The organism is Streptomyces colwelliae, from assembly GCF_048158785.1.
In the GTDB taxonomy this organism is placed as follows: Bacteria; Actinomycetota; Actinomycetes; order Streptomycetales; family Streptomycetaceae; genus Streptomyces.
The window spans coordinates 1-22,316 of record NZ_JBLTJC010000066.1 but is presented as its reverse complement, the minus strand read 5'-3'; the positions used below and the strand labels follow the sequence as shown (position 1 = coordinate 22,316).

Here is a 22,316-nt window from a genome sequence, read left to right as displayed (position 1 = left end):
CGGCGCGGCGCGAACGTACGGCAGGATTCCCAGATGGAGCGTGTACGTGATGTCTCTGAACTGCCGAAAGCCCATCTGCACCTGCACTTCACCGGGTCGATGCGGCCGACCACCGTGCTGGAGCTCGCCGACAAGTACGGCGTAAGACTGCCCGACGCCCTGACCGAGGCGCTGACCAGCGGGGAGCCGCCGAAGCTGCGGGCGACGGACGAGCGGGGGTGGTTCCGTTTCCAGCGGCTGTACGACGCGGCGCGGTCGTGCCTGCGGGAACCCGAGGACATCCAGCGGCTGGTCCGCGAGGCCGCCGAGGAGGACGTCAGGGACGGCTCGGGCTGGCTGGAGATCCAGGTGGACCCGACGTCGTACGCACCCCGCCTGGGCGGGCTGATCCCGGCGCTGGAGGTCATCCTGGACGCGGTCGAGACGACCTCCCGCGAGACCGGGCTCGGGATGCGGGTGCTGGTGGCCGCGAACCGGATGAAGCACCCCCTGGACGCCCGCACGCTGGCCCGGCTGGCGGTGCGGTACGCGGACAAGGGTGTGGTCGGTTTCGGCCTTTCGAACGACGAACGCCGGGGTATGGCACGGGACTTCGACCGGGCCTTCGCGATCGCCCAGGAGGGCGGCCTGCTGTCCGCCCCGCACGGCGGCGAGCTGGCGGGCCCGGCCTCGGTGCGGGACTGCCTGGACGATCTGCACGCGACCCGGATCGGCCACGGGGTGCGCGCGGCGGAGGACCCGCGGCTGCTGAAGCGGCTCGCCGACCGGGGCATCACCTGCGAGGTCTGCCCCGCCTCGAACGTGGCGCTGGGCGTCTACGAGAAGCCCGAGGACGTGCCTCTGAGGACCCTCTTCGAAGCGGGCGTCCCGCTGGCCCTCGGTGCCGACGATCCCCTCCTGTTCGGCTCCCGGCTGGCGGCCCAGTACGAGATCGCCCGCCGCCACCACGCCTTCTCGGACCGCGAACTGGCCGAACTGGCCCGGCAGTCGGTACGGGGATCCGCGGCTCCGGAGGACATGAAGACCAAGCTCCTGTCGGGCATCGACGACTGGCTCAGTGCCCCGGTCGCTTGAAGTGCGCGTAGGGCGGATACGGCTTGAAACAGATCGCGACCTCGGGGCAGCGCGAGCCGTGCGGGTAGGGAGCCAGTTCGCTGCTCAGGGAGGTCACATACGCCGAGTGCCCTTTGACGACCCGCTTCTCCCGCGGCCCCCAGCCGGCCGCGTAGGCGAAGTGGGTGGCGGCGGTGGCGAGGACGTCACGGTCGCCGATGAGGAAGTACGTACGCGCGTGCGTGGTGTGCCGCAACCGCCCGCGGGCGTACCGCCGCTCCTCCCACGCGCGCGCGTGGCGCTCGGTGCGGGCCTCGTCCGTGCGCACGGTGAGCGGCGTACCGCGCCCCAACGACCGCCGCAGCCCGGGCCACTTGGAGGGCCGTAGCCCCGCCTCCGAGTGGGCCAGCACCAGATCGACCAGTTCCCCGCACCCCTCGTCGGGCGGCACGCTCTCGCGCAGCGGGATGTGCACGATGGTGTGCCGGGAGTACGCGGCGAACGAGAACAGGCCGGCCAGCCGGTTCAGCCCGTCGTGGTCGCCCATGAGCATCCCGAACGGCGCCGGGTCGCGCAGCGAGGTGTGGCGCAGGGGTTGTCCGGGCTGGACGACACGGTGTTCGTGTGGACCGATCCGGGGTCTGAACTGGCGGAGTCTCAGCTCCATTTGGGGTGCCTCATGGGACAAGGGTCGCGGTCAGGAGGGGTCCTCGGCAACGGAGATTCCGCCCAGCAGCGTCCGGGCCAGGCGTGGCGCGAAGTCGTCCACGGGCGGTCGTACGCCGTTCTCCGCCGCCTCGTAGGCGAACGCGCGCTGTGCGCAGGCGCCCAGGAGGAGGGACGCGGCCGCGAAGGTGTCCGCGTCGGGGCGGACGCGGCCCGCGGCCTGTTCGGCGCGCAGATAGGCGTCCAGGCCCTCGATCGGCTTGTGGGGGCCCGAGCCGAGCTGCCGCAGCGCCTCGTCGTGGCGCCGCTTGAGCTGGGTCTCGGCGTACAGGGAGGCCGCGATCGGGAAGCTCTGCTCGTAGAAGAGGGCCGCCTGGCGGGCGATCTCGGTGAGGTTGTCCTCCAGGGAGTGCTGTCCGGGTTCGGCGGCGAGGCTGCTCAGCAGCGGGGTCAGCCGGGGCAGCCGTTCCGTGAGGACGCGGATGAACAGCTCCTCCTTGCTCGCGAAGTACTTGTAGAGCGCGGCTTCGGAGCAGCCCGCGGCCTTCGCGATCTCCTTGGTGGTCGCCCGGGCCAGGCCGACGGTGAGCATCAACTCGTGGGCGGCGTCGAGGATGCGGACCCGGGCGGGTTTCTGCGCGGCGGGCTCCGCGGCCTGTTTCTGCTGCATGGGGCCCAAGGATTCCATGGCCGGCCTCTTCGGGGCTTGACGGGTGGGTGAGTACTTACCCACTCTAGAGGCAGGCAGGGGTGAGTGAACACTCACCCACCCCGTGACGGGCGTAGGAGTAGGCCATGAAACTCACTGTCTTCGGTGCCACGGGAGGCATCGGCCAGGAGATCGTCCGCCAGGCACTCGCCTCGGGCCACGAGGTCACGGCGGTCGTGCGGGACCCGGCGCGGCTGACCGTGCGGGGCGCGGGCCTGGAGGTGTTCCGCGCGGACCTCGGCGACCCGGAGGCGCTGCGCCCGGCGGTCGCGGGCCGGGACGCGGTCCTGTCCGGGCTCGGCGCCCGCAGCCGCAAGGACGCGGGGGTCGCGACCCGGCTCACGCGCACGGTCCTGACGGCCATGGAGGCGGAGGGCGTGCGCCGGGTGCTGGTGGTGAGCGCCGGTCCGATCGGCCCGGACCCGGAGGGCGCGGGGCTCGTCGACCGCACCGCGCGCGGGCTGATCTCAGCCCTCCTGAAGGACGTCTACGACGATCTACGGGAGATGGAGGCAGCCCTGGCCGCCAGCGCCACGGACTGGACGACCGTCCGCCCGCCACGCCTCCAGAACAAGCCGCTGACCGGCACGTACCGCACGGTCGTGGGCGGTTTCCCGGACAAGGGCCGGTTCATCGCGCGGGCCGATGTCGCGCACGCGATGCTGGCGATGACGGAGGATCCCCGGACGGTCAAGCAGGGGGTGGGGGTGGCCTATTGAGCCTCTCCGGAGGGTGCCGTCAGAGGCTGACGCCGACCGTCACCGGTTCGTTGACGAGCGTGATCCCGAAGGTGTCGTGGACTCCGGCGACGACCTCGCGCGCGAGGGTGAGCAGGTCCTCGGTGGTCGCCTCACCGCGGTTGGTGAGGGCGAGGGTGTGCTTGGTGGAGATACGGGCGGGCCCGCTGCCGTACCCCTTGGTGAAGCCGGCCTTGTCGATCAGCCATGCGGCGGAGGTCTTCGTGCGGCCCTCCCCGGACGGGTACGCGGGCGGCTCCACACCCTCTCCGAGACGCTCCCCCACGCGCGCGTGGAACGCGGTGAACTGCGCGTCGGTGAGGATCGGGTTGGTGAAGAAGGAACCGGCCGACCAGGTGTCGTGGTCCTCGGGGTCCAGGACCATGCCCTTGCCCGCGCGCAGCGCGAGAACGGTCTCGCGGGCCCGCGCGAGCGGCACCCGGTCACCGGGCTCGACTCCGAGGACCCGGGCCGTCTCGGCGTACTTCACCGGCGCCGACAGCCCGTCCGCGTCCTCCAGTTCGAAGCGGACGCGCAGTACGACGTAGCGCTCGGGCTCGGCCTTGAACCGGCTGTGCCGGTAGGAGAAGGCGCACTCCTCGTTGGTGAGGGTGACCGTCTCGCGGGTGGTGCGGTCGTAGGCGACCACCTCGGTGATCGTGGCGGAGACCTCCTGGCCGTACGCCCCCACGTTCTGGATCGGGGTCGCACCGGCCGACCCGGGAATCCCGGCGAGGCACTCCACACCGGCAAGACCGGCCTCCACGGTGCGGGCGACAGCGTCGGTCCACACCTCACCGGCCGCCAACTCCAGCCGCGTGCCGTCGAGTTCGAAGCCACGGGTGGCGATACGCAGGGCGGTCCCCTTGAACCCCTTGTCCCCGATGACGAGGTTCGACCCACCTCCGATGACCAGCAACGGCGTCCCGGCGTCATCGGTCTCACGCACGACGTCGATCACCTCGGCGTCGGTGCCCGCGGTGATCAACCGGGTCGCGGGACCGCCCAGCCGGAAGGTGGTGAGGGGGGCGAGGGGGGCGTCGTGGAGTTCCTGCACGCGGTCAAGACTACGAGACGGGACTGACAAGTCCGGGGGTGGTGGGGCGTGACCCTCGGTTTCGGCGCGGAGCGGGGCGGGGCGGGCAGCGCCGTATCCGCCGCGAGCCCCCGCATCCATCCGTAGGACCGCGTCGCCGAAACCGGACACACACACGCGTGAGGCCCCACCGGCGACGGCGGGGCCCCACGCGTGCGTGCCGGGTGTCCGGCTCAGCGACCGGCGTTCTCCAGTACCGAGTCGGACTCGGAAGCCCCGGCCGGGTCCGAAGCCCCCGCCGACTCAGCCGATTCGGACGTCGCCGCAAGCTCCGCCGCCCGCCGCCTCGTCGGGATGAGCAGCGTCGCGACTCCTGCGAGGGCGACGACCGCCGCCCCGGTGACCAGCGCGGGCTTCAGGCCGTCGACGAAGGTCTGTGCGGTCTGGTAGCCGCCCTGGGCCGAGAAGATCGATGCCATGATCGCGATGCCGAGGGCGCCGCCCACCTCGCGGAGCGCGTTGTTGGCGCCGGAGGCGATGCCCTGCTCCTTCGGACTGACGCTGGACATGACCAGGTTGGAGGCCGGCGCGAAGAACAGGGCCATGCCGATGCCGCTGAGGATCAGGCCGGGCAGCTGAGCGCCGTAGGAGACGTCGGTGGTGACCACGTAGGACATGTAGCCGAGTCCGGCCGCCTGGAGGAAGAGGCCCGCGGCGACGACCGGGCGGCCGCCGATGCGGTCGGAGAGGATGCCCGCGATGGGGGCGACGAGCATCGGCATGCCGGTCCAGGGGAGCATCCGCAGGCCCGCCTCGGTGGGCGAGTAGCCGAGGACGCCCTGCATGTACTGGCTGAGCAGGAAGATCGAACCGAACATCCCGAGGAACATCAGCAGGCTCGCCGCGTTGATCCCGGAGAAGGCGCGGGAGCGGAACAGCCGCATCGGGAGCATGGGGTTCTTGGCGTTGACGCTGTAGATGATGAAGCCGGCGAACAGCGCGCTCCCCGCGAACAGCCCGGTCAGGACGAGCGAGCTGGTCCAGCCGTCGGCGGGCCCGCGGACCAGGCCGTACACGATCCCGAAGAGGCCGCCGCTGGCGAGCAGGGTGCCGGGGAAGTCGAGGGGGGCGCCGGTGCCGTGGGACTCGGAGAGGCGCAGTCGGGCGAGCGGCAGCAGGGCCAGGCCGAGCGGGACGTTCAGCCAGAAGATCCAGTGCCAGGAGATGTGCTCGGTGAGGCTGCCGCCGATGAGGGGTCCGGAGGCGACGGCGAGTCCGTTCACCGCGCCCCATATGCCGTACGCCATCCCGCGCTTGGCGACGGGCACGGCCGCCGTCAGCAGGGTCAGTGTCAGCGGCATCATGATCGCCGCGCCGACACCCTGCACCGCGCGGGCCGCGATGAGGGACTCGATGCCGGGCGCCATGGCCGCGGCGGCGGAGGCGACGGTGAAGACGGTGATGCCGACGAGGAAGAGCCGGCGGCGGCCGAACCGGTCACCGAGCGCCGCGCCGAACATCAGCAGGACGGCGAAGGTGAGCGTGTAGGCGCTCACGGTCCATTCCAGGTCGCCCAGCGCGCCCCCGAGGTCCTCACGGATGGACGGCAGGGCGGTGGTGACGACGAGGTTGTCCAGCGCCGCCATGAACCCGGCGACGCTGGTGATGACGAGGGCCCAGACCATTCCCCCGCGCCGTGCGGTTGACTGTGACATCGCTCCCCCAGAGGGTGCTTGTTACCGATGATTAGTTATTGATGACTAACTTTTGCGCTCATGAAGAGGCGCAGAATCCGCCCCTTACCAGCCACTACGACTTCTCCAGCCGACCAGTGGCGCGGGCCTCCGGATACAACCCTTCCCAGACCCGGTGCTCGGGCGGAAAACCCATGGCCACCAGGGTGTTGATCAGCATTCCGTACGCCATGAAGGTCGTGGTCTCCTCGATGTCCGCCCCCAGCGGCAGATGCACGACGTCCCAGAGCCTCATCCAGCCCTTCCGCACGGCCTCGCCGAACTCGTGGTCACCCTCGGCCTCGGCGGCGGCCACCGTGATGTACGTCTGCATCTGCATCTGGAGCTTCTCGGGATGCTCCGTGATGAGCCGCACGTAGGCGTCAGCCATGGCATGCAGGGCATCCTCGCCCTCCAGCCCCTTCGACGCCTCCTCCGCGACCCGGCACACGTCCTCCACGCATCGCAACGAGGCCGCCGCGAAGATCGCCTTCTTGCCCGGGAAGAGCCGGAAGAGATACGGCTGCGAGACCCCGACCCGCTTGGCGATCGCCTCGGTGGAGGTGCCGTAGTACCCCCGCTGCGCGAACTCGGCGATCGCCGCGCGGACGACGCTCTCGCGCCTCTCTTCTGCGCTCATCCTGACCATGCGAGAAAGTTAGTACTCAATCACTAACTACGTCAAGAGTAGCGCGCGGCGGGCTTCCAGGAGTGGCGCGCCGTTCCGCGCTGTGACGCGACGCACAGGCGGGACGGCCTCGATACCGGACGGCGTCACTGCCGGTGACCGAATCGGCCCGGCCGACCCACAACGTAAGGGGCGCCCACACTGGCGGACGCCCCTTACCTCAGCTCACGCCAGTCGTACGACCGCCCGCGACATCCCGAGCACCTTCTGCCCGGCGCTCATCGCCACCAGGTCCACGCGGACCGTGTTGTCGTCGAACTTGGCGGCGACCTTCGCGCTGACCTCGACGGTCGCGCCCTGGTCGTCGTTCGGGACGACGACGGGCTTGGTGAAGCGGACGCCGTACTCGGCGACCGCGCCCGGGTCGCCTGTCCAGTCGGTGACCACGCGGATCGCCTCGGCCATGGTGAACATGCCGTGCGCGATGACGTCCGGCAGTCCGACCTCCTTGGCGAACTTCTCGTTCCAGTGGATCGGGTTGAAGTCCCCGGAGGCGCCCGCGTACTGGACGAGGGCGGCGCGGGTCACGGGGAAGGTCTGGGCCGGCAGCTCGGTGCCGACCTCGACGTCGTCGTACGCGATCTTCGCCGTCATGTCAGTTCTCCTCCGCCGCGCGGGCCACGAGCTTGGTCCAGGCGGTCACGACGTGCTCGCCGGCCTCGTCGTGGACCTCGCCGCGGATGTCCAGGATGTCGTTGCCCGCCATCGACTTGATCGCCTCGATCGTGGAGGTGACCGTGAGCCGGTCGCCGGCGCGCACGGGGCGGACGTAGACGAACTTCTGGTCGCCGTGCACGACGCGGCTGTAGTCGAGGCCGAGCTGCGGGTCCTGGACGACCTGTCCCGCGGCCTTGAACGTGATGGAGAAGACGAAGGTCGGCGGGGCGATCACATCGGGGTGGCCGAGCGCCTTGGCGGCCTCCGGGTCCGTGTACGCCGGGTTGGTGTCCCCCACCGCCTCCGCGAACTCACGGATCTTCTCCCGGCCCACCTCGTAGGGGTCGGTGGGCGGGTAGGTCCGCCCCACGAAGGACTGGTCGAGCGCCATGGCCCGGTACCTCCTGATGTTCCTGCTGCCGGGTGAAGAACGACGCGAGGCCGCCCCCAGTACTTCGGGGACGGCCTCGTGTACGAGCCTGATTCTTATCGCGTTTCGCGGTGCGCGGTGTGCGCATTGCAACGCGGGCAGTGCTTCTTCATCTCCAGTCGGTCCGGGTTGTTACGCCGGTTCTTCTTGGTGATGTAGTTCCGCTCCTTGCACTCCACGCAGGCCAGCGTGATCTTCGGGCGGACGTCGGTGGCAGCCACAGGAGTGCTCCTTGACGAACGGATGGGACTATGAACGCATAACAGAGTAGCCGATCGAAGGACCGACCCCGCAATCGGCTACTGTCAGTAGCGGTGACCGGACTTGAACCGGTGACACAGCGATTATGAGCCGCTTGCTCTACCGACTGAGCTACACCGCTGTGATGCGATCAGTTCCCATCTTGCGACGGGAACCTTTCACACCAGAGCCCCAATACGGAATCGAACCGTAGACCTTCTCCTTACCATGGAGACGCTCTACCGACTGAGCTATTGGGGCGAGCGATGAAGACATTACACGCTCGGCGACCGTTCGCCCAAATCCGTTTCGCGGCACCGCTTCAGCCCCTTCCAAGGCCCTCCCAGAGGCCTCAGGAGCCTCTCCCGTACGGGGGACCACACCGGTACGACTATTGCGCTCCTCCCGGCCGTGAGCGGATCACCGCCCTAGGCTCGACTCACTCTGCGTGATCTTGCGCCCCTTTGCGCAGCCCCGAGCCCTGAGCCCCGCAGCCCCGAGCCCCTGGAGCGCGATGCCCGACAGCCAGCCCCAGCCGTCCCACTCGTCGTCGGGTTCCTCAGGCTCGTCGGGACCGGCCGACCCGGCCGCGCTCCTGCTGTGCGGGGCCCGGCTGACCGACGGCCGGACCGTGGACGTACGGCTGGGCGGCGGGCGGATCGAGGCGGTCGGCACGGCCGGCAGCCTGGCGACGGACGCCACGCGCGCGTGCGGCGCGCGCGTGGACCTCAGTGGCTATCTCCTCCTCCCGGCCCCGGCCGAGCCGCACACGCACAGTGACACCGCTCTGTCGGCGGAGAACGGCGGACCGGTCTCCTACGACCCCGAGGACGTCCAGCGCCGCGCGACGGAGGCGGCGCTGCTGCAACTCGGGCACGGGGCGACGGCGCAGCGGGCACACGTGCGCGTGGGGGACGTCCAGGGGCTGAGCGCACTTGCCGCCGTACTGCAGGCGCGGCGGGCGCTGCGGGGGCTGGCGGAGTTGACGGCGGTGGCGATGCCCCGGCTGCTGACCGGGGTGGCGGGGGCGGACGGGCTCGCGATGCTGCGGGACGCGGTGAAAATGGGTGCCTCCGTAGTGGGCGGTTGTCCAGATCTGGACCCTGATCCGACGGGGTACGTGGAGGCCGTGCTGGAGGTCGCGTCCGAGCACGGCTGCCCGGTCGACCTGCACACGGACGCCGCCGACCCGACCCGCCTGGCCCGGCTGGCGGCGGTCGCGGGCGGGATGCGCCCCGGGGTGACGCTCGGCCCGTGCGGCGGCCTGGGACGGCTGCCCGCGGACACGGTCACGCGGATCGCGGACCAACTGGCCGCGACCGGCGTGACGGTGGTCTGCCTGCCGCAGGGCGGCTGCGGCGGCGTCGACCGCCGGGGCACGGCTCCCGTACGACTGCTGCGCACCGCCGGTGTGCATGTGGCCGCGGGCAGCGGCGCCCTGCGGGACGTGTCCAACCCGGTGGGCCGCGGGGACCCTCTGGAGGCGGCCTACCTGCTGGCCTCCCGCCACGGGATGCGGCCCGAGGACGCCTACGACACGGTGAGTTCGTCGGCACGCGCGGCACTCGGCCTGCCCGAGGTACGGGTCGAGGCGGGATTTCCGGCCGAACTGCTCGCGGTGCGCGGCGACCGGCTCGCGGGCGCGCTGTCGCTGGCGTACAGCCGGATCGTGGTGCACCGGGGGCGCATGGTGGCACGGACGAGCGCGGTGCGGGAGTACTGCAACACGGCGGCGGGCTCGGAGTTGGGGCTGCCCCGGCAGGGACGGGGCGAGTTGTCGTGAGCGGCTGTCGCCGCGCCGGGGCGTACGCCTGAGGCGCTGCGGCTCGGGTCCGCGCGCCCGGCGCGTACGGCGTGGGTGTGCGCCGCTGGGACGCGGCTGAAGTCGTGCGGCGCGTGCGGCCGTCCGGGCGTACGGTCGAAGGCATGCGCATTGTCATCGCTGGAGGTCATGGTCAGATCGCGTTGCGGCTGGAGCGCCTGCTCGCCGCGCGCGGTGAAGAGGTCGCGGGCATCATCCGCAACGCCGAGCAGAGCGACGATCTACGGTCGGCCGGCGCCGAACCGCTGCTGCTCGACCTGGAGTCGGCCTCGGTCGAGGAGGTCGCGGCCCATCTGCGGGGCGCGGACGCGGCGGTCTTCGCGGCGGGCGCGGGCCCGAACAGCGGCACGGCCCGCAAGGACACGGTGGACCGGGGTTCGGCGGTGCTGTTCGCCGACGCGGCGGTCCTGGCGGGCGTACGGCGCCATGTCGTCGTGTCCTCGATGGGCGCGGATCCGACGCATTCCGGGGACGGTGTCTTCGACGTGTATCTGCGGGCCAAGGGCGAGGCCGACGCGTACGTACGCGGTCTGGACGCCCTGGACTGGACGATCCTGCGCCCCGGTTCGCTCACGAACGACGCCGGCACCGGGCTGGTCCGGCTGGAGGCCCACACGGGTCTCGGCTCGATCTCGCGCGACGATGTGGCCGCCGTACTCGCGGAGTTGGTGGAGACGCCGGCGACGGCCGGTCTGACGCTGGAACTGATCGGTGGGTCCGCGCCGGTGTCGGTGGCGGTGAAGTCGGTGGCGGGGAACTGAGGAGCTGAGCAACTGGGGTTCCCCGGCGGCGGGGTGGGCCGCCGTTCAGAAGAGTGGCATCTGGCCGGGGAACTCCGGGACCACGTACCCGTCCAACGCGGGCTGGGCCGCCCCGAGTTCCGCCTGGCGGCGGGACCCGGGGCACGACACGAGGTCGCCGCTCTCCCGCGCGCCGGGCGGGTCGTGCCGCGCGAATCGGCCGGCCACGACGGCGATTTCACGACGGCACTCGGGGCAGCTTCTGCGGCGTGACGACATGGGATCAGTCTGCCCCGCCGCAGGCCGCATCGACTGTCGGGCTCGCTCAGCTGTGGGCGACGGTGAGGCCGTAGAAGGCGACCCGGGCGCCCTTGGTGGTGCTGTCGGAGGACGACTGGTTGTACGAACCGGCCTTGAAGTACTGCTTGTAGGCGTTGAACGACGACGGGATGGCGTAGTGCGTGGTGCTCCCGTTGACCGTCAGGTTGATGGTGTTCCCGCCCGAGACGCCGATCGTGTAGCTCCACGTCTTGCCGACCGACACGTTGCCGACGGTGTGCAGGGTCTGGCCGCCGGCGGGCGAGTTCTCCGTGCCGAGGACGATGTCGCCGCTCGACCGGTAGTACAGCTCCAGCAGCGGCTTGGTGGACGTGCCTCCGGTGCCGAGGTGGATCTGGCCGACGCAGACGTTCGACGTGACGGACACGACCCGTAGCGTCGCCTTCATCGTGTGGGTGCCGCTGAGCGACCAGTTGGCGGCGCTGCCGCTGCGGTTCATCTCGCGCAGTTCGGAGCGGGCGTAGTTCGAGTTGGGGGTGGTGACGCCCTTCTCCGGCGCCCAGAAGGTCATCGCTCCGTCGCGGGTGTCCGTGTAGAAGTACGAGTCCTGGAACCCGTTGGCCCCCTGGAGCCGCGACGACGAGATCGTCGTGGGCGAGCCGGGGGAACCGACCGGCTCCTGGAGCTGCCACACCCCCAGGTCGAAGTTCCCGCCGGGCGCGACGGACGGGTCCGCCAGGGGTGAGGCGACGACGTCGGCGGCGCCGGTACTGCCCGACGCGGCGGGCGCGGTGAGGGCGAGGCCGCCGGTGACGGCGACGACGGTGGCCAGAGAGGTGAGCAGCGTACGCATGCGCATGGGGGGTGCCTTCCTGTCTGCTCTGTGGACTCGGTTGGCGCGCGCCCACGTGTTCACATAGATGAACTTTGTGTTTCAACATGAACGCGGTGTCGCGACAGTAGGACCGTGGCACGGGCACGTCAAGACTGGTGGCGGGGTGGGGGACGCCGCGGCAGAAGGCTCCAGGAACGACGAAAGGGTCTGTGATCAGCATTGCTGCTGATCACAGACCCTTCGATCATGTGGCGGCGCCAGGGTTCGAACCTGGGTAGGCTAAGCCGGCAGATTTACAGTCTGCTCCCTTTGGCCACTCGGGCACACCGCCGGGGATGTTGCCGCTCGAACCGCTTTTCGGCGGTGCTCCGTGGCAACGACGTAAACGATACCCGATGCCCAGGGGTGCTTCGCCACCCGATTGACCGGCGCTCGGAGGGGAGGGGGTGGCTACGCTTATGCGGATGCGGCCCGGGGCCTACACCGGGCTCGGCGGCTGCCCCGAAGCACGCCGATACGCAGTGACACGCATCGATACGCACCCCGATACAAGGAGCCACAGGACATGGCCGACTCCAGTTTCGACATCGTCTCGAAGGTCGAGCGGCAGGAGGTCGACAACGCCCTCAACCAGGCCGCCAAGGAGATCTCGCAGCGCTACGACTTCAAGGGCGTGGGTGCCTCGATCGCATGGTCCGCCGAGAAGATCCTCATGGAGGCGAACTCCGAGGAGCGGGTCAAGGCGATCCTCGACGTCTTCCAGTCCAAGCTGATCAAGCGCGGCATCTCGCTGAAGGCGCTGGACGCCGGTGAGCCGCAGCTCTCCGGCAAGGAGTACAAGATCTTCGCGTCGATCGAGGAGGGCATCTCCCAGGACAACGCGAAGAAGGTGGCGAAGATCATTCGTGACGAGGGCCCCAAGGGCGTGAAGGCCCAGGTGCAGGGCGACGAACTGCGGGTCAGCTCGAAGAGCCGTGACGACCTCCAGGCCGTGCAGGCCCTGCTCAAGGGCAAGGACTTCGACTTCGCGCTGCAGTTCGTGAACTACCGGTAGAACCACGCTTCGCGCGTCCGCCGCGCGCGGGTACGAGGGAGGGTGGGCACCCGTCGGTGCCCACCCTTCTCGCCTGCCGGCTGCGGCACGGGGGCGCGCTAGGACCCGTCCTAGTTGCGCGAGTTGCCGAACAGGATGCGGTAGGCGATCAGGAGGACGAGCGCGCCGCCTATCGCCGAGGCCCAGGTGGCGCCGTCGTAGAAGTTCTTCGCGACCGGGTGGTCCAGCCAACGGGCCGAGATCCAGCCGCCGATGAACGCGCCCGCGACACCGATGATGGTCGTACCGATGAAGCCGCCCGGGTCGCGGCCCGGCAGCAGGAATTTGGCGATGGCTCCGGCCAACAGTCCCAGGATGATCCAGCTGATGATGCCCATGCCGTGAACCTGCCCTCTCACGCTGTGCTTGCACTGATCCGGAGCTGTGAATTCCGCTCGGACAGGCTGTGTTCGTAGGTCCTTGCGCACGGCCTGTCGCTGCATGTTCCGCCGTGTCGATGAACAGGACGTCACGGATCCGTGTGGTGGTTGCAGGCATCGGTGGCGTGGCGCCGTGGTGGTGATCACTGCCGGAGCGGGAACCCGGGTCCGGGTCCGAATCCGAGCTCGCGCTCTAGCCCTAGCCCGAACCGCTCAGGATGCCTGTGCTGTCGTGCGTATGCGGAAGTTGGTCCACGGTGTCGGTTCGGCGCCGCCTTCGTGGTCCTCGTACCAGCCCGTGCCGTCGAGCCAGGAGCGCAGCCAGTCGGTGAGGCTGGGCGCGTCGACATACCACGCGTGGTCGGCCTCGTCGGCGTTCGGCTCGTAGAGGAGGACCGTGGCCTGCGGGGAACGGCAGTCCACGCACGCGTACATCGCGCAGCCCCAGTGGGATATCGGCAGGATGCCCTCGGGCCAGGGCCAGTCGGGATCCTGGTGTCCGCTCGCGCGGTTGGCGAGGTACTGCGTGACGGCGGCGGGCTCGCCGGCCGGCGGGTTGTCGAGGAGGGGCAGCAGGCCGTACTCCGGGCCGAATCCGCCGTCTCCGATGCGTGTGTAGAGCGCGGCGAGCAGCGGGGGCAGGCGGAAGCCCAGGGCGGCCTCGGCACGGGTCACCGTGGCCTCGTCCACGGGGGCGGGGAGTGAAGTCCAGCCCCACGGGCGGGTGTTGCGGGCCTCGGCGGCCACCCGTGTCAGCAGTTGCTGCTCGTTCTCGGTCATGGCTTCATGGTGCCGCGCGCCACTGACAATCGGGCCGGCCTGTGGACAACCCGGAGGTTGTGGAAAACCTGCCGGTCGTGAGCCGTGGGTCGGCCGGCGTCGGCCTGTTCGCGGTTCGACCTCGGGTGTGCAGCCGAGCAGTTCGTACGTCTCCCGCGTAGGGCCCCTGCCCTTCGTCAGCGGGTGGCGAACGGCTGGTCCGTAGGCACGATTTCACGGCCCAGGGGGAACAGCGAGACCGGGATCAGCTTGAAGTTGGCGATGCCGAAGGGGATGCCGATGATCGTGATGCACATGGCGATGCCGGTGACGATGTGGGCGAGGGCCAGCCACCAGCCCGCGAGGACCAGCCACAGGACGTTGCCGACGCAGGAGGGGGCGCCCGCGTCCCGGCGCTCGACCGTCGTGTACCCGAAGGGCCACAGGGCGTAGACGCCGATACGGAACGCGGCGATGCCGAACGGGATGCCGATGATGGTGATGCACAGCAGCGCGCCGGCGAGCAGGTACCCGAGGAACAGCCAGAAGCCGCTCAGGACGAGCCAGATGACGTTCAGGATGGTTTTCACTGGGGGCGACCTGCCATTTTCTCGAGCCGGGCGATGCGCTCCGCCATCGGCGGGTGTGTCGAGAACATCTTGGAGAGTCCCTGGCCCGGGCGGAAGGGGTTCGCGATCATCATGTGGCTCGCGGTCTCGATGCGGGGCTCCGGGGGCAGCGGAAGCTGCTTGGTGCCGGCGTCGAGCTTGCGCAGCGCGCTCGCGAGGGCGAGGGGGTCTCCGGTGAGCTGGGCGCCGGACGCGTCCGCCTCGTACTCCCTGGAGCGGCTGATGGCCAACTGGATGACGCTGGCCGCGAGGGGGCCCAGGATCATGATCAGCAGCATGCCCAGGATGCCGGGGCCGTCGTCGTCGTTCGAGCGGCCGATCGGGATCAGCCAGGCGAAGTTGACCAGGAACATGATCACCGAGGCGAGGGCGCCGGCGACCGACGAGATCAGGATGTCCCGGTTGTAGACATGGCTGAGTTCATGGCCGATGACTCCGCGCAGCTCGCGCTCGTCCAGGATGCGCAGGATGCCTTCCGTGCAGCACACGGCGGCGTTGCGCGGGTTGCGGCCCGTCGCGAAGGCGTTGGGGGCCTCCGTGGGCGAGATGTACAGGCGCGGCATGGGCTGGCGGGCCTGGGTGGAGAGGTCGCGGACCATCCGGTACAGGGCCGGGGCCTCGAACTCGCTCACCGGGCGGGCGCGCATCGCGCGTAGCGCCAGTTTGTCGCTGTTCCAGTACGCGTACGCGTTCGTGCCCAGCGCGATCACGACCGCTACGACGAGCCCCATGCGGCCGAAGAAGCTGCCGATGACGATGATGAGTGCGGACAGTCCCCCGAGGAGAACTGCGGTCCTGAGCCCGTTGTGCCGGCGGTGCACGGTACGCCCTCCAAGTCGTGCAGCAGGGGAACCCTTTGCTTGCTGATCTCTGTTTGCCACCGGTGTCGTGGTGTCACGTCCAGTGGACCCTCCCGTACTGGTCAACGCCAGGCGGGAGGCACTAGTTCCCTTGTGCGTGCGGCGCCGGGCGTGGGCCGTCCGGGTGAGGACGGTGGTATGTGCCGGTGGCTCAGAAGAGTCCGGTGCCGGCGAAGCGCAGGACCAACTGGGGTGCTCCGGAGAGGGCGATTCCGAGTGCGCCGGTGAGGGCGAGTGCGGCGGTGAGGGGGGCGGGGACGCGGTGCTTGCCGTGTTCGCCCTCCGGGGCACGGAACAGCAGGGCCGTCCACTGGAGGTAGTAGAAGAGCCCGATCACCACGTTGACGGCCATGACGACCGCGAGCCAGCCCAGGCCCGCGTCGACGGCCGCCGAGAAGACGGTGACCTTGGCGAAGAGCCCGATGACGCCCGGCGGCAGCCCGGCGAGGCACAGCAGGAAGAAGGCCAGGAGCAGGGCCGCCAGCGGGTTCGAGGCGTACAGGCCGCGGTAGTCGCTGATGCGGTTGAGGGCTCTGCTACGGCCCACCAGGGCGGCCACCGCGAAGGCGCCGAGGTTCACGGCGGCGTACATGAGGGCGTAGGCCACGGTGGAGCCGATCGACTTCTGGGCGTCCTTGGAGTACGCGGCGGCGGCGATCGGTACGAGGAGATAGCCGGCCTGGCCGACGGAGGACCAGGCGAGCAGCCGGACCGCGCTGTACGCGCGCGTGGCCTGTTGGCGCAGGGCGCCCAGGTTGCCGACCGTCATGGTGAGGGCGGCCAGTGCGGCGAGTGCCGGGCCCCACACGTCGGCGTACGACGGGAAGGCGACGACGGTGACGAGGATGAGGCCGGAGAAGCCGACCGCCTTGCCGACGACCGACAAGTAGGCGGCGATCGGGAGGGGCGCCCCTACGTAGGTGTCGGGTACCCAGAAGTGGAAGGGGACGGCGGCCGTCTTGAAGGCGAAGCCGATGAGGGTGAGGGCGACGCCGGTCTGGGCGAGGGTGTGGAACTGGCCGTCGACGTGCTGGATGCGGTCGGCGATCCGGGTGAGGTACAGGGTGCCCGTGGTGGCGTAGACGAAGCTGACGCCCATCAGGCTGACCGCGGTCGCGGTGACCGAGGACAGGAAGAACTTGAGGGCCGCTTCGGCGGACTTCTTGTCGCCGTGCCGGATGCCGACGAGCGCGAAGGCGGGCAGGGAGGCGACCTCCAGGGCGACGATCAGGGTCGCGAGGTCGCGGGAGGCGGGCAGGAGGGCGGCGCCTGCCGCGGAGGACAGCAGCAGGAACCAGTACTCCCCTTCGGGGAGTCCCTTGTCGGCGTCCTTCAGGGTGGTGATCGACAGGAGGGCAGCCAACAGGGCGCCGCCGAGGACCAGGAACTGGATGACCAGGGTGAAGCGGTCCGCCGTATAGCTGCAGGCTGTCGCGTCGCCGGTGAGGCAGAAGGTGGCGCGGTCGCCGTCCAGGAGGGGCAGCAGCATCAGGGCCGAGGCGGCCAGGCCCGCGACCGACAACCAGCCCAGGAGCGCTTTTCTGGCCTCCTGGAGGAACAGGTCGGCGACGAGGACCACCAGGCCTACGACCGCCGTGATGGTGGGCGGTGCGATCGCGAGCCAGTCGACGGACTGGACCGTCGACTCCGCGAGAGGCTGGGCCAGGGCGCTCATCGGGTGCCTCCTGAGAGGAGCTGCTGCACGGCCGGGTCGGTCAGGCCGAGGAGTGCCTTCGGCCACAGGCCGGCTGCGACGGTGAGGGCGACGAGCGGGGTCCAGGCGGCGAACTCGTACGTCTGGACGTCCGCGAGTTTCGGCGCTTCCTGCGCCACTGCGCCCATGCAGACGCGGCGGACCACGGCGAGCATGTACGCGGCGGTCAGCAGGGTGCCGAAGGCCGCGATCGCCATGAAGGTGAGGAAGGCGGGGCGGCTGAGGTCGGCGGCGGGTTTGAACGCGCCGAACAGCGCGAGCATCTCGCCCCAGAATCCGGCGAGTCCGGGCAGTCCGAGCGAGGCGACGGCGGCGAACGCGAGGAGGCCGCCGAGGCGGGGTGCCTTGCCGTAGAGGGCGGCGCCGGTCTCCTCGGCGAGGGTGTCGAGGTCGGTGGTGCCCGTGCGGTCCTTGAGAGCGCCGACGAGGAAGAAGAGCAGGCCGGTGATGAGGCCGTGGGCGATGTTGGCGAACAGGGCGCCGTTCACGCCGGTCGGGGTCATCGTCGAGATGCCGAGCAGGACGAAGCCCATGTGGCCGACGGAGGAATAGGCGATGAGGCGCTTGAGGTCGCCCTTCGCGCCCTGTTTCGCGAGGGCGAGGCAGGCCAGGGAGCCGTAGATGATCCCGACGACGGCGAAGGCGGCGAGGTAGGGCGCGAAGGTGTGCATGCCGTCGGGGGCGATCGGCAGCAGGATGCGGACGAACCCGTACGTGCCCATCTTCAGCATCACGCCGGCCAGCAGGACCGAGCCGACGGTCGGGGCGGCGGTGTGGGCGTCGGGCAGCCAGCTGTGCAGGGGCCACATCGGGGTCTTCACCGCGAGCCCGATCCCGATCGCCAGAACGGCGATGACCTGCACGGATGTGGTCAGCGACCGGCCGTTGTCAGTGGCGAGTGCCACCATGTCGAATGTGCCCGCCTTGATTCCGATCAGGAGCAGGCCGAGCAGCATGACGACGGAGCCGAGCAGTGTGAAGAGGATGAACTTCCAGGCGGCCTGGGTCCGTTGGGCACCGCCCCAGCGGGCGATGAGGAAGTACATCGGGATCAGGACGGTCTCGAAGGCGAGGAAGAAGAGGATCAGGTCGAGGACGGCGAAGGTGGCGAGGGTGCCGGACTCCAGGACGAGGATCAGGGCGATGAATGCCTTCGGGGACGGGCCCGAAGGCATCTTGAAGTAGGAGTAGAGCGCGCAGAGGAAGGTCAGCAGCGCGGTCAGGACCAGGAGGGGGAGGGAGATGCCGTCGATGCCGAGGTGGATGCGCACGTCGAGTGCGGGGATCCAGCTGATGTCGGTCGTGGCCTGCATCTTCGACGGATGGTCGTGGTCGAAGCCGAGCGCGAGGACGATCGCGGCGATGAGGATCACGCCGGTCACGGTGACGCCGTGCCGTAGTACGGCCTGCTCGGGCGACTTTCCCTTCAGTCCGGGCGGGGCCGGTAGCAGAGCGGTGACGGCGCCGAGGAGCGGGCCGACGACGATGAACGCCAGAAGGACCTGCATCACGGACTCGTTGATATCGATCACGCCTGCTCACGCTCCCGTGGCGACGAGGAGGACGGCGACCGTCAGGACGACGGTGCCGGCGAGCAGCGCGCTCACATAGGTCTGCATATTGCCGGTCTGGGCGCGCCGTACGGCGGCTCCGAGCAGGCGGGGCAGGGTGCCCGCGCCGCGTACGTAGGTGTCGACGACCTCGCGGTCGAGGAACCGGACGAGACTCGCCGCCGCCATCACCGGGCGGACGAACAGGGCCGCGTACACGGCGTCCAGGTGGAAGCCGGTGGCCGCGTGGCGGTGCAGCGGGCCGAGCAGGAGGCGGCCCGGGTCCGCCGGATCGGCTGCCGACGCCACGTCTCCGTAGGCGGGTGTGTGGCTCGCGATGGCCTCGGCCTCGACGAGTCCGGCGTCGCCCTCCGGGTGGGCCGCGACCGCACCCAACGGTGCGCGGGCCGCGAGCGCGGTGGTCTGGCGCCAGGCGCCGTAGGTGACGATGCCGCCGACGAGGGCGACGCCCGTGCCCAGCACCGAGGTGGTGAGTGTCGGGGTCAGGTCGTGGCCGTCGAACCAGCCGGGGAGCACGCGGTAGGCAAGCCCGCCGAGGGCGAGGGACGGGACGGCGAGCACCCACAGCACGGCGTTCATCGCCACGGGCTGCCTGCCGTGGTCGGGGGCCTCGACTCCCCGTCCGTGGAAGGCGAGCAGCCACAGGCGCGTCGCGTACGCGGCGGTGAGCAGGGCGGCGAGCAGACCGGCTGCGAGGACGATCCAGCCCGCCGCACTGGGGATGTGCGCGGTGTCTCCGGTGGCCGCATGTTCGGCGGCGCCGAGGACGGACTCCTTGGAGAAGAAGCCGCTGAACGGCGGGATCGCGGCGAGCGCGAGGAGCGCCACGGTCATCGTCCAGAAGGCGTCGGGGACACGGGCGCGCAGGTTGCCCATGCGGGACATGGCGGCCAGGGAGTTGGTGCCGGAGGCGTGGATGATCACGCCGGCCGCGAGGAAGAGCAGCGCCTTGAAGGCGCCGTGGGACAGGAGGTGGAAGACGGCGGCACCGCGGTCACCGACGGCGAGGGCGCCGGTCATGTAGCCGAGTTGGCCGATCGTCGAGTACGCGAGGACGCGTTTGATGTCGTCCTGGGCGAGCGCGGCGAGGCCCGAACCGGCCATCGTCACGGCGGCCATGACGGCGAGGACGACCATCGCGGCCGAGGAGGCCTCGAAGACCGGGAGGAGACGGGCGACGAAGTAGACACCGGCGGCGACCATCGTCGCGGCGTGGATCAGCGCGGAGACGGGGGTCGGGCCCGCCATCGCGTCGGGGAGCCAGGTGTGCAGCGGGAACTGCGCCGACTTGCCCGCCACACCGGCCAGGAGCAGCAGGGCGATCAGCGTCGGGTGGTGCAGCCCGCCGCTCGTGACGGTGCTCAGGATCTTGGTGATGCGGAAGGACTCGGCGTCGGTGGCGAGCGCGAACAGGCCGATCAGGAAGGGGACATCACCGAGTTTGGTGACGAGGAAGGCCTTGATGGAGGCGGCGCGGGCCTCCGGGGTCTCCCAGTAGTGGCCGACGAGGAAGTAGGAGCAGATGCCCATGACCTCCCAGCCGACCAGCAGCACGATCAGGTCGCCGGAGTAGACGACCAGGAGCATCGCGGAGGTGAAGAGGGAGACGAGGGCGGCGTACGAGGGGTAGCGCGGGTCGTCGCGCAGGTAGCCCGTCGAGTAGATCTGCACACAGGTGGCGACGAAGGCGACCAGGACGGCGACGAGGGCGGCGAAGCCGTCGATGTGCAGGGCGAGTTCGACGGGGACCGAGCCGGTGGGCGTGAGTTCGGTGGCGGAGTCGATGGCCGCGTCGCCGCCCTGGCGTACGGCGACGATCGCGGCCAGCGCGAGTGCGGCGAGCGACGGCAGTACGGCGAGCGGGCGGACGAAGCCTGGGGCGGTGCGGCCCAGGAGCAGGCCGGCCGCGGCGCCCAGGAACGGGAGGAGGGGGACGAGGACGGCGAGGGTGGTCGTGGTCACGCGGTGGCCTCAGCCTTCTCGGCCGCGGGGGGCTCGGTGCCGTTGCCGTCCGGATCGCCGGGATTGTCGGAACCGGGGGTTCCGTCTGGGCCGCGGGTTCCGTCGGGGCCGTCGGTTTCGTGGCCCTCGGCGGTGTCGCGGAGCTTGTCGATGTCCGAGGTGCCGCGGCCGCGGTAGACGGCGAGGACGATCGCGAGGCCGATGCCGATCTCGGCGGCGGCGATGGCGATGGTGAACAGGGTCAGTGCCTGGCCGGAGTGCAGCTTCTCCTCGGCGGTCCGGCTGAGCCAGACGTCGAAGGCGACCAGGTTCAGGTTGACGGCGTTGAGCATCAGCTCGACCGACATCAGGACGAGGATCGCGTTGCGGCGGGCGAGGACGCCGTAGATGCCGGTGCAGAAGAGGAGGGCGGCGAGCACGGCGGGATAGACGAGGTGCATCAGCGGGCTCCCTTCTGCTCGGTCGTGTTGTTCTGTCCGGTCCCGTTGTTCTCCTTGGCCTCGGTGTTCTGCTCAGGCCCGTTGTTCTGCTCGGTCAGGTTTCGCTGGGTCGGATCGTTGTCTTGAGACCGGCTATTTCGCCTGAACGTGTGATTACGGGAATCCGGGACGGATGGGGAACTACCGGTCGCACCCCGGGAGTTCACAGGGGGAGAGCTCAGCTCCGACTTCGTCTTGCGGGACAGGACGATCGCGCCGACCAGTGCCGCGAGGAGAAGGACGGAGAGGGCCTCGAAGGGGAGGACCCAGTTCTGGAACAGGCTCGCGCCGGTCACCGCGGTCGAGCCGGCGGCCGGACCGTCCAGGTCCATCCAGGTCGCGCGGAAGGCGTCGACGACGACCCAGACCAGGGCCGCCGCGGCGGCGACGGCCACGGCGAGGGCGGCCCAGCGGTTGCCGGAGTCGGCGTCCGGGGAGCGGCCGATGGGGGCCTTGGTGAGCATCAGACCGAAGAGAAGGAGGACGACGACGGAACCGACATAGATGAGGACCTGCACCCAGGCGATGAACTCGGCGGTGAGGAGGAGGTATTCGACGGCGAGACCACCGAGGGTCACCACGAGCCACAGGGCGGCGTGCACCAGCTGCTTGGTGGTGACGGTGACGAGGGCGGCGCCGAAGGTGACCAGGCCGACGAGGAGGAAGGCGATCTCGACGCCGGTCGGGGACAGGAAGCCCTGGGTGTGGGGGGCGGCGACTGTTGCCGTGGCGTTGACCGTAACGGTGACTGTTTCGGCGAGGGTCACGACTGTCCCTCCGGCGGCTCGGTGGGGTCGACGGGGTCGGTCTGCGGGGGCTCGCTGGGCTCGGGCTTCGCGGCTTTGGTGACCTCTGCGGGCTCCGTGGGATCGGCGGGCTCGGCGGGCTCAGCCGTGGCAGCTTCGGTGGCTTCTGCGGGGCTGGTCCGCGGAGCCTCGGTGGCCGCGGGGTTGGTCTGTGCGGTCTCCGTGACCGCTGCGGGCCTGGTCTGCGCGGTTGTCTCGGTGACCTCTGCGGCTTGCGTGGCCTCTGCGGTGGCTGCGGCTTCCGCGGCCTGTGCCGTCTGAGTCGCCTGAGTCGCCGCCAGCTTCTCGGCGGTCTTGTGGGCGGCGGCGATCTCCTTGGGTTCCTCGGCGCCGGCAGGGCGGTGAGCGCGGCCGCGAGGAGGGCCGTGGCGGCGAGCAGGGTCGTTCTGCGTCGTTTCACGTCTGGGCTCCTCGGGGAGGTGCCTCAGCAACGAGTAC

General features: G+C 70.1%; 24 protein-coding genes, 3 tRNA genes and 1 pseudogene. 5 read left to right on the top strand and 23 right to left on the bottom strand.

The annotated features are described in order from the left end of the window. The first annotated feature begins 33 nt into the window (after window positions 1–33). Window positions 34–1,074: an adenosine deaminase gene (locus ACNFOC_RS16355; protein ID WP_416959843.1), complete on the top strand. Its 1,041-nt coding sequence runs from the start codon at window positions 34–36 to the stop codon at window positions 1,072–1,074. Here the strand turns inward: ACNFOC_RS16355 and ACNFOC_RS16350 are convergent. Then, window positions 1,055–1,720: a hypothetical protein gene (locus tag ACNFOC_RS16350; protein ID WP_416959842.1), complete on the bottom strand. Its 666-nt coding sequence runs from the start codon at window positions 1,718–1,720 to the stop codon at window positions 1,055–1,057. The two genes, ACNFOC_RS16355 and ACNFOC_RS16350, sit on opposite strands and share 20 nt — an antisense overlap. A 30-nt stretch (window positions 1,721–1,750) precedes the next feature. Beyond that, a complete protein-coding gene (locus ACNFOC_RS16345) occupies window positions 1,751–2,389 on the bottom strand; it encodes a TetR/AcrR family transcriptional regulator (RefSeq protein ID WP_416959841.1) in 639 nt (212 codons plus the stop codon). Between the two features lie 125 nt (window positions 2,390–2,514). Between ACNFOC_RS16345 and ACNFOC_RS16340 the strand changes: the two genes are divergently transcribed. Then, window positions 2,515–3,147, top strand: a complete 633-nt coding sequence (locus tag ACNFOC_RS16340) for an NAD(P)-dependent oxidoreductase (protein WP_416959840.1) — start codon at window positions 2,515–2,517, stop codon at window positions 3,145–3,147. Between the two features lie 19 nt (window positions 3,148–3,166). Here ACNFOC_RS16340 and ACNFOC_RS16335 read toward each other — a convergent pair whose 3' ends face one another. The 8 genes from ACNFOC_RS16335 to ACNFOC_RS16300 all read right to left on the bottom strand — a co-directional run bounded on the left by ACNFOC_RS16335 (window position 3,167) and on the right by ACNFOC_RS16300 (window position 8,210). Continuing rightward, the gene (locus ACNFOC_RS16335) at window positions 3,167–4,222 is read right to left on the bottom strand and encodes a UDP-N-acetylmuramate dehydrogenase (protein ID WP_416959839.1); all 1,056 of its coding nucleotides are present in this window, start codon (window positions 4,220–4,222) and stop codon (window positions 3,167–3,169) included. A 212-nt stretch (window positions 4,223–4,434) separates the two neighbouring features. Next, the gene (locus ACNFOC_RS16330; protein ID WP_416959838.1) at window positions 4,435–5,916 is read right to left on the bottom strand and encodes a DHA2 family efflux MFS transporter permease subunit; all 1,482 of its coding nucleotides are present in this window, start codon (window positions 5,914–5,916) and stop codon (window positions 4,435–4,437) included. Between the two features lie 94 nt (window positions 5,917–6,010). Beyond that, window positions 6,011–6,583 (bottom strand): TetR/AcrR family transcriptional regulator, encoded by a 573-nt coding sequence (locus ACNFOC_RS16325; protein WP_416959837.1) that lies wholly within the window; start codon window positions 6,581–6,583, stop codon window positions 6,011–6,013. Between the two features lie 204 nt (window positions 6,584–6,787). Further along, entirely contained in the window at window positions 6,788–7,216 is a 429-nt protein-coding gene (locus ACNFOC_RS16320; protein ID WP_416959836.1) for a MaoC family dehydratase, read from the bottom strand. A gap of 1 nt (window position 7,217) precedes the next feature. Then, window positions 7,218–7,670 (bottom strand): FAS1-like dehydratase domain-containing protein, encoded by a 453-nt coding sequence (locus ACNFOC_RS16315; RefSeq protein WP_384881469.1) that lies wholly within the window; start codon window positions 7,668–7,670, stop codon window positions 7,218–7,220. A 95-nt stretch (window positions 7,671–7,765) separates the two neighbouring features. Next, the gene (gene rpmG, locus ACNFOC_RS16310; RefSeq protein WP_003948671.1) at window positions 7,766–7,930 is read right to left on the bottom strand and encodes a 50S ribosomal protein L33; all 165 of its coding nucleotides are present in this window, start codon (window positions 7,928–7,930) and stop codon (window positions 7,766–7,768) included. A gap of 88 nt (window positions 7,931–8,018) precedes the next feature. Continuing rightward, window positions 8,019–8,091, bottom strand: a tRNA-Met gene (locus ACNFOC_RS16305). 46 nt (window positions 8,092–8,137) lie between these two features. Continuing rightward, a tRNA-Thr gene (locus ACNFOC_RS16300) sits at window positions 8,138–8,210 on the bottom strand. A 253-nt stretch (window positions 8,211–8,463) separates the two neighbouring features. Here ACNFOC_RS16300 and ACNFOC_RS16295 point away from each other — a divergent pair. Then, window positions 8,464–9,732 carry an amidohydrolase family protein gene (locus ACNFOC_RS16295; protein ID WP_416959835.1) on the top strand — a complete coding sequence of 423 codons (1,269 nt, stop codon included), beginning with the start codon at window positions 8,464–8,466 and terminating at the stop codon, window positions 9,730–9,732. Window positions 9,733–9,875: 143 nt separating this feature from the next. Continuing rightward, window positions 9,876–10,532, top strand: a complete 657-nt coding sequence (locus ACNFOC_RS16290) for an NAD(P)H-binding protein (RefSeq protein WP_416959834.1) — start codon at window positions 9,876–9,878, stop codon at window positions 10,530–10,532. 45 nt (window positions 10,533–10,577) lie between these two features. Here the strand turns inward: ACNFOC_RS16290 and ACNFOC_RS16285 are convergent, their stop codons facing one another. The 3 genes from ACNFOC_RS16285 to ACNFOC_RS16275 all read right to left on the bottom strand — a co-directional run bounded on the left by ACNFOC_RS16285 (window position 10,578) and on the right by ACNFOC_RS16275 (window position 11,956). Then, window positions 10,578–10,790, bottom strand: coding sequence for a hypothetical protein (locus tag ACNFOC_RS16285; RefSeq protein WP_026150157.1), 213 nt, complete (start codon window positions 10,788–10,790; stop codon window positions 10,578–10,580). Between the two features lie 46 nt (window positions 10,791–10,836). Continuing rightward, window positions 10,837–11,649 carry a polysaccharide lyase family 7 protein gene (locus ACNFOC_RS16280; protein ID WP_416959833.1) on the bottom strand — a complete coding sequence of 271 codons (813 nt, stop codon included), beginning with the start codon at window positions 11,647–11,649 and terminating at the stop codon, window positions 10,837–10,839. 225 nt (window positions 11,650–11,874) lie between these two features. Further along, window positions 11,875–11,956 (bottom strand) — tRNA-Tyr (locus tag ACNFOC_RS16275). 234 nt (window positions 11,957–12,190) lie between these two features. Here ACNFOC_RS16275 and ACNFOC_RS16270 point away from each other — a divergent pair. Beyond that, complete coding sequence (locus ACNFOC_RS16270; protein ID WP_033282561.1) at window positions 12,191–12,679, top strand: YajQ family cyclic di-GMP-binding protein; 489 nt, start codon at window positions 12,191–12,193, stop codon at window positions 12,677–12,679. Window positions 12,680–12,789: 110 nt separating this feature from the next. On the opposite strand, the gene ACNFOC_RS16265 is transcribed toward ACNFOC_RS16270, so the two are convergent. The 10 genes and pseudogenes from ACNFOC_RS16265 to ACNFOC_RS16220 form a co-directional block, all read right to left on the bottom strand. Then, complete coding sequence (locus ACNFOC_RS16265; protein ID WP_019061143.1) at window positions 12,790–13,056, bottom strand: GlsB/YeaQ/YmgE family stress response membrane protein; 267 nt, start codon at window positions 13,054–13,056, stop codon at window positions 12,790–12,792. Between the two features lie 255 nt (window positions 13,057–13,311). Continuing rightward, window positions 13,312–13,878 carry an SMI1/KNR4 family protein gene (locus ACNFOC_RS16260; protein ID WP_416959832.1) on the bottom strand — a complete coding sequence of 189 codons (567 nt, stop codon included), beginning with the start codon at window positions 13,876–13,878 and terminating at the stop codon, window positions 13,312–13,314. Between the two features lie 176 nt (window positions 13,879–14,054). Further along, window positions 14,055–14,447, bottom strand: coding sequence for a YccF domain-containing protein (locus ACNFOC_RS16255; protein WP_033282558.1), 393 nt, complete (start codon window positions 14,445–14,447; stop codon window positions 14,055–14,057). Beyond that, a complete protein-coding gene (gene htpX / locus ACNFOC_RS16250; RefSeq protein WP_416959831.1) occupies window positions 14,444–15,307 on the bottom strand; it encodes a zinc metalloprotease HtpX in 864 nt (287 codons plus the stop codon). The genes ACNFOC_RS16255 and htpX overlap by 4 nt, the downstream gene beginning before the upstream one ends. 190 nt (window positions 15,308–15,497) lie before the next feature. Then, window positions 15,498–17,021 (bottom strand): NADH-quinone oxidoreductase subunit N, encoded by a 1,524-nt coding sequence (locus ACNFOC_RS16245; protein WP_416959830.1) that lies wholly within the window; start codon window positions 17,019–17,021, stop codon window positions 15,498–15,500. Then, window positions 17,018–18,592 carry a complex I subunit 4 family protein gene (locus ACNFOC_RS16240; protein WP_416959829.1) on the bottom strand — a complete coding sequence of 525 codons (1,575 nt, stop codon included), beginning with the start codon at window positions 18,590–18,592 and terminating at the stop codon, window positions 17,018–17,020. Before ACNFOC_RS16240 ends, ACNFOC_RS16245 begins: the two co-directional genes overlap by 4 nt. A gap of 6 nt (window positions 18,593–18,598) precedes the next feature. Further along, the gene (locus ACNFOC_RS16235) at window positions 18,599–20,593 is read right to left on the bottom strand and encodes an NADH-quinone oxidoreductase subunit 5 family protein (RefSeq protein ID WP_416959828.1); all 1,995 of its coding nucleotides are present in this window, start codon (window positions 20,591–20,593) and stop codon (window positions 18,599–18,601) included. Further along, window positions 20,590–21,033, bottom strand: coding sequence for an NADH-quinone oxidoreductase subunit NuoK (nuoK, locus tag ACNFOC_RS16230; RefSeq protein ID WP_416959827.1), 444 nt, complete (start codon window positions 21,031–21,033; stop codon window positions 20,590–20,592). Before nuoK ends, ACNFOC_RS16235 begins: the two co-directional genes overlap by 4 nt. Beyond that, on the bottom strand, window positions 21,033–21,839 hold the full coding sequence (locus tag ACNFOC_RS16225) for an NADH-quinone oxidoreductase subunit J family protein (protein WP_416959826.1): 807 nt from the start codon (window positions 21,837–21,839) through the stop codon (window positions 21,033–21,035). Before ACNFOC_RS16225 ends, nuoK begins: the two co-directional genes overlap by 1 nt. Then, window positions 21,836–22,316: pseudogene (locus ACNFOC_RS16220) on the bottom strand (hypothetical protein); the annotation flags it as partial. The gene ACNFOC_RS16225 and the pseudogene ACNFOC_RS16220, both read right to left, overlap by 4 nt.

What these genes read in the sequence shown, in the direction of transcription:
- ACNFOC_RS16355 (WP_416959843.1), top strand. Translation starts at nt 34, where the DNA reads ATGGAGCGTGTACGTGATGTCTCTGAACTGCCGAAAGCCCATCTGCAC.
- ACNFOC_RS16350 (WP_416959842.1), bottom strand. Translation starts at nt 1,720, where the DNA reads ATGGAGCTGAGACTCCGCCAGTTCAGACCCCGGATCGGTCCACACGAA.
- ACNFOC_RS16345 (WP_416959841.1), bottom strand. Translation starts at nt 2,389, where the DNA reads ATGCAGCAGAAACAGGCCGCGGAGCCCGCCGCGCAGAAACCCGCCCGG.
- ACNFOC_RS16340 (WP_416959840.1), top strand. Translation starts at nt 2,515, where the DNA reads ATGAAACTCACTGTCTTCGGTGCCACGGGAGGCATCGGCCAGGAGATC.
- ACNFOC_RS16330 (WP_416959838.1), bottom strand. Translation starts at nt 5,916, where the DNA reads ATGTCACAGTCAACCGCACGGCGCGGGGGAATGGTCTGGGCCCTCGTC.
- ACNFOC_RS16325 (WP_416959837.1), bottom strand. Translation starts at nt 6,583, where the DNA reads ATGGTCAGGATGAGCGCAGAAGAGAGGCGCGAGAGCGTCGTCCGCGCG.
- ACNFOC_RS16320 (WP_416959836.1), bottom strand. Translation starts at nt 7,216, where the DNA reads ATGACGGCGAAGATCGCGTACGACGACGTCGAGGTCGGCACCGAGCTG.
- ACNFOC_RS16315 (WP_384881469.1), bottom strand. Translation starts at nt 7,670, where the DNA reads ATGGCGCTCGACCAGTCCTTCGTGGGGCGGACCTACCCGCCCACCGAC.
- ACNFOC_RS16295 (WP_416959835.1), top strand. Translation starts at nt 8,464, where the DNA reads ATGCCCGACAGCCAGCCCCAGCCGTCCCACTCGTCGTCGGGTTCCTCA.
- ACNFOC_RS16290 (WP_416959834.1), top strand. Translation starts at nt 9,876, where the DNA reads ATGCGCATTGTCATCGCTGGAGGTCATGGTCAGATCGCGTTGCGGCTG.
- ACNFOC_RS16285 (WP_026150157.1), bottom strand. Translation starts at nt 10,790, where the DNA reads ATGTCGTCACGCCGCAGAAGCTGCCCCGAGTGCCGTCGTGAAATCGCC.
- ACNFOC_RS16280 (WP_416959833.1), bottom strand. Translation starts at nt 11,649, where the DNA reads ATGCGCATGCGTACGCTGCTCACCTCTCTGGCCACCGTCGTCGCCGTC.
- ACNFOC_RS16270 (WP_033282561.1), top strand. Translation starts at nt 12,191, where the DNA reads ATGGCCGACTCCAGTTTCGACATCGTCTCGAAGGTCGAGCGGCAGGAG.
- ACNFOC_RS16265 (WP_019061143.1), bottom strand. Translation starts at nt 13,056, where the DNA reads ATGGGCATCATCAGCTGGATCATCCTGGGACTGTTGGCCGGAGCCATC.
- ACNFOC_RS16260 (WP_416959832.1), bottom strand. Translation starts at nt 13,878, where the DNA reads ATGACCGAGAACGAGCAGCAACTGCTGACACGGGTGGCCGCCGAGGCC.
- ACNFOC_RS16245 (WP_416959830.1), bottom strand. Translation starts at nt 17,021, where the DNA reads ATGAGCGCCCTGGCCCAGCCTCTCGCGGAGTCGACGGTCCAGTCCGTC.
- nuoK (WP_416959827.1), bottom strand. Translation starts at nt 21,033, where the DNA reads ATGCACCTCGTCTATCCCGCCGTGCTCGCCGCCCTCCTCTTCTGCACC.